The following is a 13,358-nucleotide window of genomic DNA, read 5'->3' on the forward strand; positions in this document are numbered from 1 at the left end:
TTACTCGTCCCACTTTCGCAGTTCGGTGGTATAAGACAGGGAAATCCGGTCCGCCGGAGCCAAGAGTTCAGCCACATCCACCGCGCGACCCGACGTGTCGTAACTAATCTTCAAAATTGGGATTACCGGCACATTGAAGGGAATGTCATAGAGTGCCGTCTCTTCCTCGGTGGGCATCCGCGCCGAAACGCGATCCTCAATCTTAGCTACCTCAACTCCGGCCGTATACAGTTGATGAAGAGTGCCACCCGGCCATGGCTCATTGTCCGAGTCGAGAAGCAACGGATGGTCTTTGACGAGCGAATAGGGAAGATAGGAGACCATCCTGCTATACCCCTCCCCTTCCCGATACTGCCGCAAATAGGTTCGCCGGAGAACGTAGTCATCCGGCCCAAGTTCAAGAATCTCGGCGATATTGGCGGGCGCAGGAACGACCTCATACGCAACCGGATCGTCGTTGACTGATTCGATCGCCACATTGGCATCTCGTTCAGCTGAACCGCGGCGACGACGAACTTCCTCACTCGCCTTTACCAGGTCCTTCTCTTCCTGGTAGTTGGTGTTCGAGCGAGTCAGCTTCTGAGGGATCGTGCGTACGCGCACAGGCTGCCCGCGGCCGCCCGGCGCAAGAAGCCCCTCCCCCTTCAAGGTCTGCACAGCCGCTGAGACGACGTTCTTCCCGACGCCGAACCGCTCACGGAGGTGCTCCGTGTTAGGCAGGAGCTCGCCCGGCGCGAACTTGCCACCCTTGATGTCAGCCCGAAGCTGCTCAGCCACCGCTTTCGCGTCCATTCGCTCCATGCCGCCATCCTCCCACACCATCCCGGGTTTTCAAACTCCATCCCGGGATGGTGTTGACAACTCGGGATGGAGTTGGCAGAGTCCTCCTCATGCCATCCCGGGATGGAAACACCATCCCAGGATGAACCACTGAGTAGGGAGACAGCACCATGGCGAAGAACTCGATGCCCCGCTTCAAGCTCGGCGGCGGCAAGGCGAAGTGGCTGGTCGGGGCCCTGCTGGTCCTGGCGCTGGTCTTGATCGTGAAGGCGCCGATCGAGGCGGCCACGTTCGGCAAGTCCGTGTTCGGGGCGATCGACACCGCCGCGACGAGCGTTGTGACGTTCTTCAACAGCTTCTGACCTGCACGTTTACCGCGAATCCAACGCTGAGAGGAATCCCTGATGGTGACCTGTCTCGACTGCTACCGCGCCGGTGAGGGCGACACGGTCCACTGCGGCGACTGCCCGTGCTGCTCGAACTGAATCCCTTGCCTCACAACGAATTCGAACGCTTAGGAGATCCAATGAACGCGAAGCGCAACACCTGGTACCCGGCTTCCCCGGCCACCTTCCCGGAGTTCGCCGACGGCATGACCGGTGAGGGTTTCTACCCGGATGGTCTGACCGAATCCGCGATTGACGCGCTGCTGGAAGAGGTCGATCGGGAGCTGGCGGCCGATGAGCACGCCGCTTCCGCGGCGTTCCTTTACGACTTCACCGACCAGCGCCGCGCGGCACGTACCCGCCGTCGCGCTGGCCGCGAGGCTCTGCGGTCGCTGCCCGCTCGCCTCCCGGTGTCGGTCCCGGCCGCGACCGAGGCCGCGTGATGGCGGCCCCGAACGTGCTCGCCGAACTGGGCGCACTGCACCTGACCCGCCCGGCCGTCGACGCACCGGTGACCTCGATCGCCGCCTGGTACGAGCGCAAGGCCGTCGTGCTGGAGCATCTGGCCGCCACGGGTTCGGCCGGTGCTGCGGAGCAGGCCGACCAGGCACACCGGCACGCGGCCCGCCTGCTGGCGGTGGCGTGATGGGGCAGCACTCGAAGGTCGAGCCCGACCAGCACGAGCCGACGTGTGAGACGTGCGGCAGCGACGAGCACACCGACATGTGGCACGACGACTTTTGGGGCGAAGGAGACGACCTATGACGCACATGACCCCGTTCGGCGACCAGTGGCCCGGAACCGAGATGGTCGGCGACTTCGGACTCCGGGTGACCCCGACCGATTCCGTGACGATCACGCGCGTGGTCATCGAGAGCTTCGGCTACCTGCACGAGGACTCGAAGCCTCGGCCGTTCACCTCTTCGCACCTGGTGATCGACGTGCGCAGCCTGTTCCGAGACCCGCACGTCACCCCTGCTCTGCGCTACAGCACCGGCCGGGACAACGCGGTGCGGGCGAACGTGCTCGACCAGGTCGGCGCGCTCGAATTTGTGCGTGCTCAGGCCGCGGCGATCGCCGCCCTGGTCCCGGCCGCTACTCCGAAGGTGGTCACGGTCGCTGTGGGCTGCGCTGGCGGCCGCCACCGATCGGTGGTCATCGCCGAAGCGCTGGCGCTGCTGCTGGCCGGTGACGGCATCGACGCGGAGGTCTATCACCGCGACATTCGACGGCCGGTGGTGCAGCGATGACCACCAACCTGCAGATCACTTGCCCCGACGCGGCGGCCCACTCCGCCAAGAACGCGCCGACCGCGCCGGGTCCCGACCAGCCAGCTAAGGACTCGAAGGGGTTCCCGATGGTAGAGGAAGAGACCAGCGCCTACGCCGCCCGAACGCGTGAACGCGCTGTGCGGCAGCTCAACGACGCGTTGGACGTCGTGAACGAGTGGGTGAACCTGATCCGCCAGTGCACCGAGATACGCACCGACAGCTTCCGGACCGAGGACCTGGCGACGGACGCCTCCTACGGCGAAGCGCTCGGCCGGTTCGCGCAGCTGTCCGCCGCGGTGGCGTGGTTCAACGAGCGCGGCCCGGTGATCGAAGCAGGTGAGGTCCTGTGAGCGCCGCGCGGATCATCGCCCACATTCCTTGCGGGGACACGGTTTTGGTCGCCGAAGCCCGCGGCTTCCGGGAAGGGCTGCCCTACTTCGGGTGGAACGAGGCCCCGGCCGGGCTCTACACCACCACGCAGTTGCGGGAGGCAGGGTTGTCAGCCGCGGGGCTGGACCCGCGGGCGCTGCTGGTGTTCCGGCACCGCAAGCCCTACGCCCGCGAAACCGTCGCGGAGCTGTTCACCGTGGCCGACGCCGTGGAGCGGCCGGTGCCGTCGCAGGCACAGCAGGTCTCGCGGCTGCGGAACCTGCAGTACGCGATGCGTGCCCGCCGCACCTGCGTCGATTGCGCCGAAGAGAAGGACTACTGCATGCCGACCAGCACCCGGCAGTGCTGGTCCTGCCTCGAAATCGAGATGTCCAACGACGTGGAGGTGGCGGCATGACCGGCCCGGAGCACTACCGCGAAGCCGAACGGCTCGCCGCGATCCTGCTGGCAGGCAAGGACTCCGATGGATGGTGCCTCAATGCTGACCGCGTGGCCCGAATCGGAGCAGCCGCCAACGTCCACGCCCAGCTGGCATTGGCGGCAGCGACAGCAGCAGCCAGCGCCATGGGGATGCCCGTCGGGTACTGGAAGGCCTGGCACGCCGTGGCGGGTGAGAAGTCATGACCACGTTCGACGTGCTGGAAACGCGCGGCACCGGGGCGTTGCTGCGGTTCGTTGCGGCGGTGGTGCTGTTCGCGGTGCTGCAGCTGCTGCGGATTCCGCTGGGGCTGCTGCTGCAGGTCATCACCGGAGTGATGAGCCGCGCGGACGGCTACGCGGTCCGGCAGGTGTCCCGCCCGCCGCGCGGTCCGATCAACCACTTCGCTTGCACGCCAACAGGACGGGAGGTTCGGCCATGAGCAGGAACCGGTGGAACATCGCCGAGTGCCCGGATCTGGTCGCGCATCTGGCGGCCGAGCGGTACGCGGACGCGCAGGAGCAGGCGGCCGAGGACGCCGGGGCCTTGCTGCTCGGTTCGCTGCTGGTGGCCGGTGTGGTGTTCGTGGCCACGCAGGTTCTGTGCGGCGGATGGGTGCCGTTCACGGTCCTGCTGGCCGGGCTCGCCGGGCTGTACGCGGTGTGGGGGCTGGCGAACGTCGTGTCCTTGTTCTCCCGCGGCCGCCCGCTGCTGACGAGCGAGAACTTTCCCGAAGCGCCACCGGCGCACGAGTGCGTGACGGATGAGACGGAGACGCGGTGATGACGAACGAGATCGAGCGGACGCGCACCGAGGCCGCGGTGGCCTGGACGGTCGGGCACGCCGGGGAACTGGCCGGGATCACGCTGCCCGCCGTCGCCGGGGTGCTGGTGTGGCCGTGGCTGGCCACGGTCTCCGGTGCAGTCGCCCTGTGGTGGGCGCTGAACGAGGTCCGCGACCACAAGACGCGGGCGGAGCTGCAGAACAAGGTGGTGCCCCGGCAGATCGAGGCCGGGTCGCAGGGGAATGCCGGCATGGGCAGTGAGCGGGAGGTTCGGGCATGAGCACGTGGAGGGAACAGCAGCGCGCGGACCGGATCGCCGACCGGGAGCAGGCTCGGCTCGATGCGGCCACCCGCACGGAACTGCGGATGGCCGAACGGGCGGCGCTGGCGGAGCAGCAGCGCAAGGACGCCGCCGCGCAGGCCGAGCTCGACGCCGCGGCGAAGACCGCGCGGCAGGCGAAGCGGACAGCCCGATGGGCAGCGCTCACGGCGTGGCTGGCGGCGCACCGGGTGGACGGCCCGATTTACCTGCTGGGTCTGGCCGCGGCAGTGCTGGCGGTGCCCGCGATGGCGCGCCACGGTGTCGAGACCTACGGCAGCGCCCTCGGGGTCGTGCTCCCCGTGATCAGCGAGCTCGGCATGTGGGCGTTCGCGGTCGCCGTGCAGGTGGCGCGGCGGACTCCGGGACGGCCAGTGCGGTCGCTGCAGGCCGGTATCTGGGTGTTCGCCGGATACGGGTTCGCCCTGAACCTGCTGGACGGTCTCCGCCACGGCTGGTCCTCGGGGCTGCTGATGGGGCTCGTGTCGATCGCCGGTGTCATCGCCCACCAACTCGCGGTCGCGTCCCCGCGCCGGACGGCGGCGGAGAAGGCCGCGGCGAAGCTGGAGCGGCAGGCACTCGCGAAGACGATGAAGATCCGCGCGGCGGCGATCCGGCACGCGGTGGGCGAGATCGACCACACCGGAACCGCGACCCTGGTGTTCGCCCCGGGCCGGTACGAGATCAGCCGCCGCGGCCGCCTCACCGAGGTTCCGATCAGTCTCGCCGACGAGGTCACGGCGTGGCTCGCGCAGCAGGATCGACCCTCGATCACCCCGACCACCGACACGGCCGGTACGGGTGTGGTCGCGGTGCTCGATCCGGAGGTTGACCAGCAGGAATCGACCCCGCGGCGCCGCACGATCCGGGCACCGAAAACCCGGTCGGATGCGGAGCTGGAAGCCGAGTTCCGCGCCCTGATCAAGGCCGGGGACGTCAACCCGACGTCGGCCGAATCGATCCGCCGCACCCTCAAGTGCGCGCCGAAGACCGCCCGCAAGCTGCGCGACCAGTTCAAGGGAGACGCCAAGTGAACGAGCACACCACCGAGTCGGCGGAGCTGGCGACCGTGCACCACCTCCCGACCGTCGACGGCGGCGCGATCGAGGGCGAGTTCATCACCGAAGAGGAGTACCAGCGCCTCACCTCGGAGAAGGCGAAGATGATGGCGCGGTACCAGGGGTACCGCAACGACGTGGTCACGGTCGCCCGCGTGACCAAGGCCGTCGCCACGCACGAGCGCACCAAGACCGTCGGGAAGGCGCTGGTCCGCAACGCGGTCTACGTCGGCGGCGGGGCGAAGGTGCTGGTGGTGCGGGCGTGGGAGTCGTCGACGAACGCCCGGTATGAGCGGCTGATGCGCGGGGCGGAGCTGCGCGGGGACATGGAAGCCCTCAAGGAGTGGGACGAGCGCGCCGAAGCGGCGAAGGAACGCCGGCATTCCCGCCGGATGGACCTGCTGCAGGCCCCGGGCAAGGTCGCGAAAGCGCTGGCGATCAGCGTGGCCGCGGGGATCGGGTTCCTGCTGGCGCTGGGGATCGTGCTCGCGGTGGCGAACGAGCGGATCTCGGATGTGATCGCCCCGATCAGCGCGGTGATCGACGCGATCAACTGGGTGGTCATGGTGCTCACGATCGCGTGGGGTCCGATCGTGCTCGCCGCGCCGTGGGTCGCTGTGATCGGCCTGTGGCACCTGGGCCGCAAGGCCGGTGCGGCACCGGGCTGGCTGGCGACGTCGGCGGAGTCCGATGTGGACGTGTCGATTGATGAGACCACGATCGCCGCCGCGCTGTCTGCCCTGCGTATCCCCCAGATCACCGCCTACCTCAAGACCGGTTCGCCGCTGCAGTTCCTCACCCCGGCCCGGGTGGACGGTCGCGGAACCCATGCCGTCGTCCGGCTTCCTGCTGGTGTGACCGCGGAAAAGGTCGCCCGCCGCCGCGGTGACCTCGCCACCGGCCTGCACCGGCTGGCCAAGGAAGTGTGGCCCACCACCGGATCCGAGGCCGGAATCCTCGACCTGTGGGTTGCTGACAAGGGCGCATTGGCCGAAGGAGCGGGCGAATACCCGCTGCTCACCGATGGTGTGGTGGACGTGTTCAAGGGCGTTCCGTTCGGGAAAACGTTGCGGGGCAACCCGATCAACGCCCCGCTGCTGGAGCGCAACACGATCTGCGGCGGCATGCCCGGGCAGGGCAAGTCGTCCGCGGCCCGGATCATCATGGCCGGTGCGGCGCTCGATCCCACTGCTGAGCTGCGGATCTGGGTGCCGGACGCGAACTTCGACTTCGAGGTGTTCAAGCCGCGGTGCACCCGCTACGTGATGGGGGCCGAAGACGACAAGATCGCCGAAATCCTCGCCGACCTGCAGGACCTGCACGCCGAAGTGCAGCGCCGCGGCGAACTGCTGATCAAGTACGAGATCCCCGCCGTGACGCGGGAGTACGCGAACAAGAACGTCGGCCTGCACCCCATCTTCGCGCTGCTGGAAGAGGCGCACGTCGCGATCCAACACCCCTTGTACGGCAAGGAAATCTCGCGGCTGCTGGTCGACATTGTCCGCCTGGGACGCAAGCGTGCGATTCACCTGATCGTCTCCACACAGGCCCCCACCAAGGACTCGATGCCCCGCGACGTCACGCGCAACTGCTCCAACGGTGTCGCGTTCGCCGTCGGGGACCACGTGGCCAATGACGCGCTGCTCGGGCAGGGTGCCTACGCCGCCGGTCACCGCGCGACGGAGCTGATTCCGGGCACCGACAAGGGAACCGCGGTGGTCAAGGGCTTCACCGGCGAACGCTCCGAGATCGTGCAGGTGTACTTCCTGGACGTGTCCCGCGACAACGACCAGGTCACCCCGATCATCGAACGGTCGCTGGCCGCAATGAAGTCCCTGCCGGGAACCCCGGCACCGGCCCGGGAAATCCCGGTCGCCCGGGACCTGCTGGAAGACCTCGACGCCGTCCTGGGGGACACGACAGTGCCCGCCGCGGATGTGCCCGCGCTGCTGGCGGCGCACGCCCCGGGCTGGGAGCCGTACAAGCGGCTCACGGGCAAGGGCTTGCGGGAGATCCTGGCCGCTCAGTACGGGGTCAAAGTGCCTTCCACGGGCAACCGCTGGCCGGTCGATCCGGTCACGGTGCGTGAAGCACTCGCGAAGCAGGCCACCGCTGACCTGGACGGCGACGAGTGACCAGAGTTAGCCCGGTCCAGACGGCGGCAACACCGCCGGAAACCATGATCACAACAGCCTGACGGGCCGGGCTAACTCGCCTCACCCGGCTAACTTTCCGCAGATCAGCAGGCCAGAGCCCTGATCTCACTCCGGGAGTTAGGAACCTAACCGGTCTCCCGGGACCTCACTCCCGATCTCACTCGAACTCCACACCCCGTCGGCGACGCGCCACCGGCCGCCGCCACGGCACCCCCATGCCAAAAACGCTCACTCACCGTCACTGACGAGAGGACTCCGAAATGGGACGCATCGACGAGATCACCGACCTGGAACTGCTGGCGGCCGCCTACCACGAGGGCGGGCACGCCGTGCTCCACAAGCTCAACGGCGGCACCGTGCACCACGTCAAGGTCACCGCCAGCGGCGCGTACACCCGCACCGCCGAAGACTGCCCGGACGAGGACGACCCGTTCCCGTACCTGGTCATGGTCATGGCCGGGCACGCCGCCGAAGCCCGCTTCTACCAGGTCAACGGGTTCGGGAGCTGGAAGGCCGACAGCATGGCCGCCGCCCAGGCAGGCGGGGACCGTGCCAATTTCGGCCGGCATTCCCGCGGCACCGGAATCTCCCGCGGCCAAGCCCTGAACGAGGCGAAACGGCAGGTGCGGCGGCACTGGGGCCGCATCGACCGGGTGGCGCGAGTACTCGCCGCCCGCGGCCACCTGTCCGGCTCGCAGGTCTGACCACCACCCCGTCAACCGGAGGGATCGACATGGGCAGCAAACAGTTCGTTCACCGCGGCAGCAAGAGCTGGTGGTCCGGCGATTTCACGGCCCTGTGCGGGCTGGTCATCCCGGCAGGTGAGGGCCGGTCACCGTGGTTCACCAGCCCGGCCTGTCCGGCCTGCGAAGCCGTCCACAAGGCCAAGAAGAACGGGGGCAAGCGATGAAACCCACGACCACGATCGCCATGGTGGCGGCCGCCGTCGCGCTCGGCACCGCGGCGTGCGTGCCGACACCGGAGACGGCAGCAGCGAAGCAGTCCACCGGCGACTCGAGCACCGTCGCTCGCCAGCTGGCCGCGCTCCGGGTCGCCCCGGCCGACACCGGCGCCCACTACAACCGTGACGACTGGCCGCACTGGGACAGCGTCGGGAAGGGCTGCAACCGCCGCGAGGACACCCTCAAAGTCCAGGGCCGGAACGTGAAGACCGGCAAGGGCTGCAAGGTCCTGAGTGGAGAGTGGACCAGCCGCTACGACGGCATCACGGTCACCGACCCGGAGGCCGTCGACGTCGACCACATGGTGCCGCTGGCCGAAGCCGCCCGCTCCGGCACCCGAGGCTGGTCGGAGAAACAGCGCACCCGCTACGCCAACGACCCCAACGTCTTGGTCGCCGTCACGGCGAAGTCCAACCGCGCCAAAGGCGACCAGGACCCCGCGAAGTGGCTTCCCGCGAAGGACCGGTGCGGCTACGTCGCGCACTGGGTGTGGGTGAAGACCACCTACGCCATGACCGTCGACCAGGCCGAACACGACGCCATCGCCGCCATCCTCCGCCACTGCTGAAAGGGACTCCCGAGATGAGCAGCACCTCCTACCGCGAGACCGCGTCCGCCCCGGGCGTGTGGGCGCACGAGCTGCACGCCACCGCACCCCGCTACCCGCTCGCCGAGATCGTCGACGAAATCGCCGAGCTGACCGGGCGCACCGGTGTGCCGATGACCGCCTACGCCCTCACCACCGGTCATGGGTCGTCCTGGATTCGCCTGGTTCGCGACCCCAGTGTCAGCCACGGCACCCCGGACCCGGACGACTGCGAGCACGCCGCACGCGACCTTGTCGCCGGTGGCCGCTGGGTAAGCGGCGGGCGGCTGGTCCGGCCCGCGGTCATGGTCGCCATCGGCCTGCGCGAGGGCTACGCCCCGGGCAACCGGCTGCACACCTACGACGCCTACCGGGCCCTGCACGACCGCGCCCGGCCGGTCTGGAGCGGGATGCCCGTAGAGCTGATCTCCGCCCGCCTGCAGGCCGACGGCGACGTGCGGACGTATCAGGAGCCGGGCGTGGTGACCATCTGCCCACCGGACGACGTGCCCGTGCACGCCACGATCGCCCGCGCCTTCGCGCAACGCCGGTTCGTCGTCCATGACTGGCTGGCCGATCACACCACCGCGTACGGACGCACCGAGGCCAGGGAGGCCCGATGACCACCACCCTGCTGAGCACCCCCGGCAACCCCTTGCTGGCGGCGGCGCTGGACGCGGCTGGGCGCGGCTGGCACGTGTTCCCGCTCCGCCCTGGCCGCAAGCGCCCGGCCGGGCACAACATCGACGCCTGCCCCCGCACCGGCCGTTGCGCGGATGGTCACCGGACGTGGGAGCAGCGCGCCACCACCGACCCGGACAAGATCCGCGCGGCGTGGTCGCAGGCCGCGTACAACGTCGGGCTGGCCACCGGGCCGTCTGGGTTGTGCGTGATCGACCTCGACGTGGCCAAGCCCGGGGAAGAGATCCCCGCGGAATGGGCGGAGCAAGGCGCCGCCAGCGGGGAAGACGTGCTGGCGATCCTGGCGGAGCAGGCCGGGGAACCGCTGCCCGGGGACACCCTCACCGTCCGGACGCCGTCCGGTGGGCTGCACCTGTACTTCCGGGCCCCGGACGGCGTGCAGCTGCGCAACACCGGTGGGGAGCGCGGGAACGGGCTCGGCTGGAAAGTCGACGTCCGCGCGTGGGGCGGCTACGTCGTCGCGCCGGGCAGCGTCGCCGCTTCCGGCCGGTACAACTACCTGTTCGACGGGCCCGTGGCGGGAATGCCGGCATGGCTCGCGGACCGGCTCACCCCGGCCGCGTTGCCGCCCGCGCCGGTGGTGCCGATCCGACCGGCGACCGGCCGCCGCGACCGCTACGTCACCGCGGCGATCCGGGCGGAGGCCGGGAAAGTCGCCGACGCCACCACCAACCGCAACGCCACGCTCTACGCCGCCGCCGTCGCACTCGGGCAACTGGTGGCCGGTGGCGCGGTCGGTGAGGACGAGGTGCGGGCGGCGCTGAGGACCGCGGCCGGGCGGCACGTCGGGACGCGGCACTTCACCGCCCGCGAGGCCGAAACCACGATCACGTCCGGCCTCAAGGCCGGGGCCAACCGTCCCCGCCGGATCGCCTGACCACCTGCACTACGGAGGCTTGATCATGACTTCCCCGCGCGCTTTGGCGCCCGTGCCGAACCCGCCCGAACGCCGTACCCGGTGGACGGATGCGGAGCTGATGCGAGAGGAGTTCCCGCCGCCGAAGTGGGCTGTCCCCGGACTGCTCGCGGAAGGGCTGAACCTGCTGGCCGGTGCGCCGAAGCTGGGCAAGTCGTGGCTGTCCCTCGGGCTGGGTGCCGATATCGCCAACGGTGATCCGGTGCTCGGGTCGATCGAAGTGGAGCGCGGCCCGGTCCTGTACTGCGCGTTGGAGGACACCGGCCGACGGCTGCAGCGTCGCCGCCGTCAGATGCTGGCCGCCGGTGGCCGGGCCGCGCCCCTGCTCACCCTGGAAACCGCTTGTCCCACCATGACCGCCGGAGGCGAACAGGTGCTTGTCGAATGGTTGGAGGAAAACCCGCACGCCCGGCTGGTCATCATCGACACCTACGAGAAAATGCGCGGTTCCGATGCTCCCGGCCAGTCTGCCTACACCGGCGACTACGCCGCCGCGGGCAGGTTCAAACGCCTGGCCGACCACTACTCCGTGCCGTTCCTGCTCATCCACCACGTCCGGAAACAGGGCGCCGAAGACTGGCAGAACCTGGTGTCCGGAACCGCGGGACTCACCGGCGCCGTCGACGCCACATTGGTGCTCGAACGCGGCCGCGGACAGGCCGACGGAGTTCTTCACGTCACCGGCCGCGACGTCGAAGAAGCCGACTACGCCATGAGCTTCGACGCCCAGGCCGGGGCCTGGACCAAATTGGACGGACCCGCCTCCGACCACACCGTGTCCAACACCCGCGCGGACATTCTCCACCTGCTGCGCGACCACGGGCCGCTCAAACCCGCCCGGATCGCCGAAGCCCTGCAGCTCGTCCCGAACACCGTCCGGCAGACCTGCAAACGGATGCAGGAAGCCGGGCAACTGCAGGTCGACCGTGAAGGCACCTACAGCGCCCCGGAGTGACACCCGGGACACACCCCCACTGTCACCCCCGTCACCCCTGTCACCTCACGACGCTGACCAGCACACACAGCAGTGACACCCGGAGTGACACCCCCAACCACCTGTCACCCGTGACAGCAGGGACCCGTCTCCCCTGTCACCCCTGTCACCTTGTCACCCCAACCGCCTGACCAGCACAAACGCCAGTGACACCCGAGTGACACCAGCAAATCGGAGGGCAGACCCATGACACGACCAGCCGCCAGCCATCACGCCGACGAAAGGTCACCCGCGCCATGGATGAGCGCTATCTCAGTGTCGAACAGGTCGCGAAAGTGCTCGGCACCACGGTCCGCTTTCCGCGACGACTGATCGAAGAACGACGAATCGAGTTCGTCAAGGCCGGGCGACACGTCCGCATCGCCCAAAGCGTTCTAGCCGCCTACATCGCCGAAAACACCGTGACACCTCGACTGACCAACTTGAAGGGAGCTGCCTGATGGCAAGCAAACGTCGCGACTGGGGCCGAATTCGCCAACTGAAGTCAGGCCGCTGGCAGGCGCGCTATCCGGGACCGGATGGAGTACTTCGGCCCGCTCCCGAGACATTCGAGACCCGTAAAGCGGCAGCCGGGTGGCTCGCCGAGAAGCAGACCGAGATCGAGAAGGAAGACTGGGTAGACCCGGACGCGGGCAAAGTCCCGTTCATGGGGTACGCCTCGAAATGGGTCGCTGAGCGCAAGCTGAGCGAGACAACCCGTGAGCGCTATGAAGGGATTGTGCGCAACCACTTCGGCCCAACGTTCGAAGGCAAGAAGGTCGCCGACATCAAGGCGGCAACGGTGCGGCGCTGGCGGAGCGACCTCACGAACGCCGGAGTTGGCGCGCCTACGGTCGCGAAGTCGTACCGTCTGCTGCGCGCCATCTTCAATACGGCAGTGAATGAAGATCGCATGGTCAAGCGAAACCCCTGCAATATCAAGGGCGCCGGGGACGATGACTCTCCGGAGCGTTCAGTCTTGAACATTCGTCAGGTGTTCGCGATCGCGGACGCGGTGCCGCCGCGGTACCGAGTTCTCGTCCTGCTGGCCACCTTCACGTCGCTTCGCTTCGGCGAGCTTGCGGCACTACGGCGTCGTGACGTAGACCTGACGACCGGGGAGGTACGCGTACGCCGATCTCAGGCCGAATTGCGTGGGGGCGCGGTCATCAAGGGACCGAAGAGTGCGGCCGGGAAGCGAACCGTGGCCATTCCGTCAGTCATCGTCGAAGATCTCCGCCAGCACCTGGAGCACAACGCCGAAGCTGGCGCCGACGGCATCGTGTTCATCGGCCCACAGGGCGGCATCCTGCGCCGTCGAAACTTTCGGCGACTGTGGTCGAAGGCGCGCGCGAGTGCTGGCGTCGACGGAGACGTGCACTTTCATGACCTCCGCCACACCGGAAACCAGCTGGCGGCCGAAGGCGGCGCGACCACCAAGGAACTCATGGCGCGGATGGGTCACTCCACATCCCGGGCCGCGCTGATCTACCAGCACGCGACCCGGGAACGTGACCGCGCGATTGCCGACGCGATCAGCAGGAACGTCGACGCGGCACGAAAACCAGAAGGCAAACGAGCCCGCAAGCGGGCCAAATCTCATCGAAAGGGGCACGCGGGGGGCACGCAAGGCGGTAAAGCCGCCTGAAATGACAAC

Annotated in this window: 21 protein-coding genes; 20 read left to right on the forward strand and 1 reads right to left on the reverse strand. The window is 68.4% G+C overall.

Annotated elements, in window-relative coordinates; translation table 11 throughout:
* Positions 1-801 (reverse strand): GntR family transcriptional regulator, encoded by an 801-nt coding sequence (locus tag ACIRGA_RS04195; protein WP_400936367.1) that lies wholly within the window; start codon positions 799-801, stop codon positions 1-3.
* A 149-nt stretch (positions 802-950) separates the two neighbouring features.
* Between ACIRGA_RS04195 and ACIRGA_RS04200 the strand changes: the two genes are divergently transcribed.
* The 20 genes from ACIRGA_RS04200 (at position 951) to ACIRGA_RS04295 (ending at position 13,349) form a co-directional block, all read left to right on the forward strand.
* Positions 951-1,142: a hypothetical protein gene (locus ACIRGA_RS04200; RefSeq protein ID WP_400936369.1), complete on the forward strand. Its 192-nt coding sequence runs from the start codon at positions 951-953 to the stop codon at positions 1,140-1,142.
* 164 nt (positions 1,143-1,306) lie between these two features.
* Positions 1,307-1,609 (forward strand): hypothetical protein, encoded by a 303-nt coding sequence (locus tag ACIRGA_RS04205; protein ID WP_400936371.1) that lies wholly within the window; start codon positions 1,307-1,309, stop codon positions 1,607-1,609.
* Positions 1,609-1,812 (forward strand): hypothetical protein, encoded by a 204-nt coding sequence (locus ACIRGA_RS04210; protein WP_400936373.1) that lies wholly within the window; start codon positions 1,609-1,611, stop codon positions 1,810-1,812. The genes ACIRGA_RS04205 and ACIRGA_RS04210 overlap by 1 nt, the downstream gene beginning before the upstream one ends.
* Positions 1,813-1,927: 115 nt before the next feature.
* On the forward strand, positions 1,928-2,416 hold the full coding sequence (locus ACIRGA_RS04215; protein ID WP_400936375.1) for an ATPase: 489 nt from the start codon (positions 1,928-1,930) through the stop codon (positions 2,414-2,416).
* Positions 2,413-2,787 carry a hypothetical protein gene (locus ACIRGA_RS04220; RefSeq protein ID WP_400936377.1) on the forward strand — a complete coding sequence of 125 codons (375 nt, stop codon included), beginning with the start codon at positions 2,413-2,415 and terminating at the stop codon, positions 2,785-2,787. The genes ACIRGA_RS04215 and ACIRGA_RS04220 overlap by 4 nt, the downstream gene beginning before the upstream one ends.
* Positions 2,784-3,224, forward strand: a complete 441-nt coding sequence (locus ACIRGA_RS04225; RefSeq protein ID WP_400936378.1) for an RRQRL motif-containing zinc-binding protein — start codon at positions 2,784-2,786, stop codon at positions 3,222-3,224. Before ACIRGA_RS04220 ends, ACIRGA_RS04225 begins: the two co-directional genes overlap by 4 nt.
* The gene (locus ACIRGA_RS04230; RefSeq protein ID WP_400936380.1) at positions 3,221-3,451 is read left to right on the forward strand and encodes a hypothetical protein; all 231 of its coding nucleotides are present in this window, start codon (positions 3,221-3,223) and stop codon (positions 3,449-3,451) included. Before ACIRGA_RS04225 ends, ACIRGA_RS04230 begins: the two co-directional genes overlap by 4 nt.
* On the forward strand, positions 3,448-3,687 hold the full coding sequence (locus ACIRGA_RS04235; RefSeq protein WP_400936382.1) for a hypothetical protein: 240 nt from the start codon (positions 3,448-3,450) through the stop codon (positions 3,685-3,687). Before ACIRGA_RS04230 ends, ACIRGA_RS04235 begins: the two co-directional genes overlap by 4 nt.
* The gene (locus ACIRGA_RS04240) at positions 3,684-4,028 is read left to right on the forward strand and encodes a hypothetical protein (RefSeq protein WP_400936383.1); all 345 of its coding nucleotides are present in this window, start codon (positions 3,684-3,686) and stop codon (positions 4,026-4,028) included. Before ACIRGA_RS04235 ends, ACIRGA_RS04240 begins: the two co-directional genes overlap by 4 nt.
* Positions 4,028-4,309 (forward strand): hypothetical protein, encoded by a 282-nt coding sequence (locus tag ACIRGA_RS04245; protein WP_400936385.1) that lies wholly within the window; start codon positions 4,028-4,030, stop codon positions 4,307-4,309. The genes ACIRGA_RS04240 and ACIRGA_RS04245 overlap by 1 nt, the downstream gene beginning before the upstream one ends.
* Positions 4,306-5,382 carry a hypothetical protein gene (locus ACIRGA_RS04250; protein WP_400936387.1) on the forward strand — a complete coding sequence of 359 codons (1,077 nt, stop codon included), beginning with the start codon at positions 4,306-4,308 and terminating at the stop codon, positions 5,380-5,382. The genes ACIRGA_RS04245 and ACIRGA_RS04250 overlap by 4 nt, the downstream gene beginning before the upstream one ends.
* Positions 5,379-7,541 (forward strand): cell division protein FtsK, encoded by a 2,163-nt coding sequence (locus ACIRGA_RS04255; RefSeq protein WP_400936388.1) that lies wholly within the window; start codon positions 5,379-5,381, stop codon positions 7,539-7,541. The genes ACIRGA_RS04250 and ACIRGA_RS04255 overlap by 4 nt, the downstream gene beginning before the upstream one ends.
* Positions 7,542-7,822: 281 nt before the next feature.
* Positions 7,823-8,266 carry a hypothetical protein gene (locus ACIRGA_RS04260; RefSeq protein WP_400936390.1) on the forward strand — a complete coding sequence of 148 codons (444 nt, stop codon included), beginning with the start codon at positions 7,823-7,825 and terminating at the stop codon, positions 8,264-8,266.
* A gap of 29 nt (positions 8,267-8,295) precedes the next feature.
* Positions 8,296-8,472, forward strand: a complete 177-nt coding sequence (locus ACIRGA_RS04265; protein ID WP_400936392.1) for a hypothetical protein — start codon at positions 8,296-8,298, stop codon at positions 8,470-8,472.
* Positions 8,469-9,092: an HNH endonuclease family protein gene (locus ACIRGA_RS04270; protein WP_400936394.1), complete on the forward strand. Its 624-nt coding sequence runs from the start codon at positions 8,469-8,471 to the stop codon at positions 9,090-9,092. Before ACIRGA_RS04265 ends, ACIRGA_RS04270 begins: the two co-directional genes overlap by 4 nt.
* A 14-nt stretch (positions 9,093-9,106) precedes the next feature.
* Positions 9,107-9,733, forward strand: a complete 627-nt coding sequence (locus ACIRGA_RS04275) for a hypothetical protein (protein ID WP_400936396.1) — start codon at positions 9,107-9,109, stop codon at positions 9,731-9,733.
* Complete coding sequence (locus ACIRGA_RS04280; RefSeq protein ID WP_400936398.1) at positions 9,730-10,689, forward strand: bifunctional DNA primase/polymerase; 960 nt, start codon at positions 9,730-9,732, stop codon at positions 10,687-10,689. The genes ACIRGA_RS04275 and ACIRGA_RS04280 overlap by 4 nt, the downstream gene beginning before the upstream one ends.
* A gap of 25 nt (positions 10,690-10,714) precedes the next feature.
* Positions 10,715-11,683: an AAA family ATPase gene (locus ACIRGA_RS04285; RefSeq protein ID WP_400936400.1), complete on the forward strand. Its 969-nt coding sequence runs from the start codon at positions 10,715-10,717 to the stop codon at positions 11,681-11,683.
* A gap of 275 nt (positions 11,684-11,958) precedes the next feature.
* Positions 11,959-12,162 (forward strand): excisionase family DNA-binding protein, encoded by a 204-nt coding sequence (locus ACIRGA_RS04290; protein WP_400936402.1) that lies wholly within the window; start codon positions 11,959-11,961, stop codon positions 12,160-12,162.
* Entirely contained in the window at positions 12,162-13,349 is a 1,188-nt protein-coding gene (locus ACIRGA_RS04295; RefSeq protein WP_400936404.1) for a tyrosine-type recombinase/integrase, read from the forward strand. Before ACIRGA_RS04290 ends, ACIRGA_RS04295 begins: the two co-directional genes overlap by 1 nt.
* The last annotated feature ends 9 nt before the right edge of the window (positions 13,350-13,358 follow it).

This window comes from Amycolatopsis sp. NPDC102389 (genome assembly GCF_044765885.1).
GTDB lineage: Bacteria > Actinomycetota > Actinomycetes > Mycobacteriales > Pseudonocardiaceae > Amycolatopsis.

Excerpts from the sequence above, each read along its gene's own strand:
- ACIRGA_RS04210 (WP_400936373.1), top strand. The coding sequence starts at position 1,609 with ATGGCGGCCCCGAACGTGCTCGCCGAACTGGGCGCACTGCACCTGACC.
- ACIRGA_RS04220 (WP_400936377.1), top strand. The coding sequence starts at position 2,413 with ATGACCACCAACCTGCAGATCACTTGCCCCGACGCGGCGGCCCACTCC.
- ACIRGA_RS04205 (WP_400936371.1), top strand. The coding sequence starts at position 1,307 with ATGAACGCGAAGCGCAACACCTGGTACCCGGCTTCCCCGGCCACCTTC.
- ACIRGA_RS04195 (WP_400936367.1), bottom strand. The coding sequence starts at position 801 with ATGGAGCGAATGGACGCGAAAGCGGTGGCTGAGCAGCTTCGGGCTGAC.
- ACIRGA_RS04265 (WP_400936392.1), top strand. The coding sequence starts at position 8,296 with ATGGGCAGCAAACAGTTCGTTCACCGCGGCAGCAAGAGCTGGTGGTCC.
- ACIRGA_RS04245 (WP_400936385.1), top strand. The coding sequence starts at position 4,028 with ATGACGAACGAGATCGAGCGGACGCGCACCGAGGCCGCGGTGGCCTGG.
- ACIRGA_RS04250 (WP_400936387.1), top strand. The coding sequence starts at position 4,306 with ATGAGCACGTGGAGGGAACAGCAGCGCGCGGACCGGATCGCCGACCGG.
- ACIRGA_RS04240 (WP_400936383.1), top strand. The coding sequence starts at position 3,684 with ATGAGCAGGAACCGGTGGAACATCGCCGAGTGCCCGGATCTGGTCGCG.
- ACIRGA_RS04275 (WP_400936396.1), top strand. The coding sequence starts at position 9,107 with ATGAGCAGCACCTCCTACCGCGAGACCGCGTCCGCCCCGGGCGTGTGG.
- ACIRGA_RS04280 (WP_400936398.1), top strand. The coding sequence starts at position 9,730 with ATGACCACCACCCTGCTGAGCACCCCCGGCAACCCCTTGCTGGCGGCG.
- ACIRGA_RS04200 (WP_400936369.1), top strand. The coding sequence starts at position 951 with ATGGCGAAGAACTCGATGCCCCGCTTCAAGCTCGGCGGCGGCAAGGCG.
- ACIRGA_RS04260 (WP_400936390.1), top strand. The coding sequence starts at position 7,823 with ATGGGACGCATCGACGAGATCACCGACCTGGAACTGCTGGCGGCCGCC.
- ACIRGA_RS04215 (WP_400936375.1), top strand. The coding sequence starts at position 1,928 with ATGACGCACATGACCCCGTTCGGCGACCAGTGGCCCGGAACCGAGATG.
- ACIRGA_RS04285 (WP_400936400.1), top strand. The coding sequence starts at position 10,715 with ATGACTTCCCCGCGCGCTTTGGCGCCCGTGCCGAACCCGCCCGAACGC.
- ACIRGA_RS04230 (WP_400936380.1), top strand. The coding sequence starts at position 3,221 with ATGACCGGCCCGGAGCACTACCGCGAAGCCGAACGGCTCGCCGCGATC.
- ACIRGA_RS04270 (WP_400936394.1), top strand. The coding sequence starts at position 8,469 with ATGAAACCCACGACCACGATCGCCATGGTGGCGGCCGCCGTCGCGCTC.
- ACIRGA_RS04235 (WP_400936382.1), top strand. The coding sequence starts at position 3,448 with ATGACCACGTTCGACGTGCTGGAAACGCGCGGCACCGGGGCGTTGCTG.
- ACIRGA_RS04290 (WP_400936402.1), top strand. The coding sequence starts at position 11,959 with ATGGATGAGCGCTATCTCAGTGTCGAACAGGTCGCGAAAGTGCTCGGC.
- ACIRGA_RS04295 (WP_400936404.1), top strand. The coding sequence starts at position 12,162 with ATGGCAAGCAAACGTCGCGACTGGGGCCGAATTCGCCAACTGAAGTCA.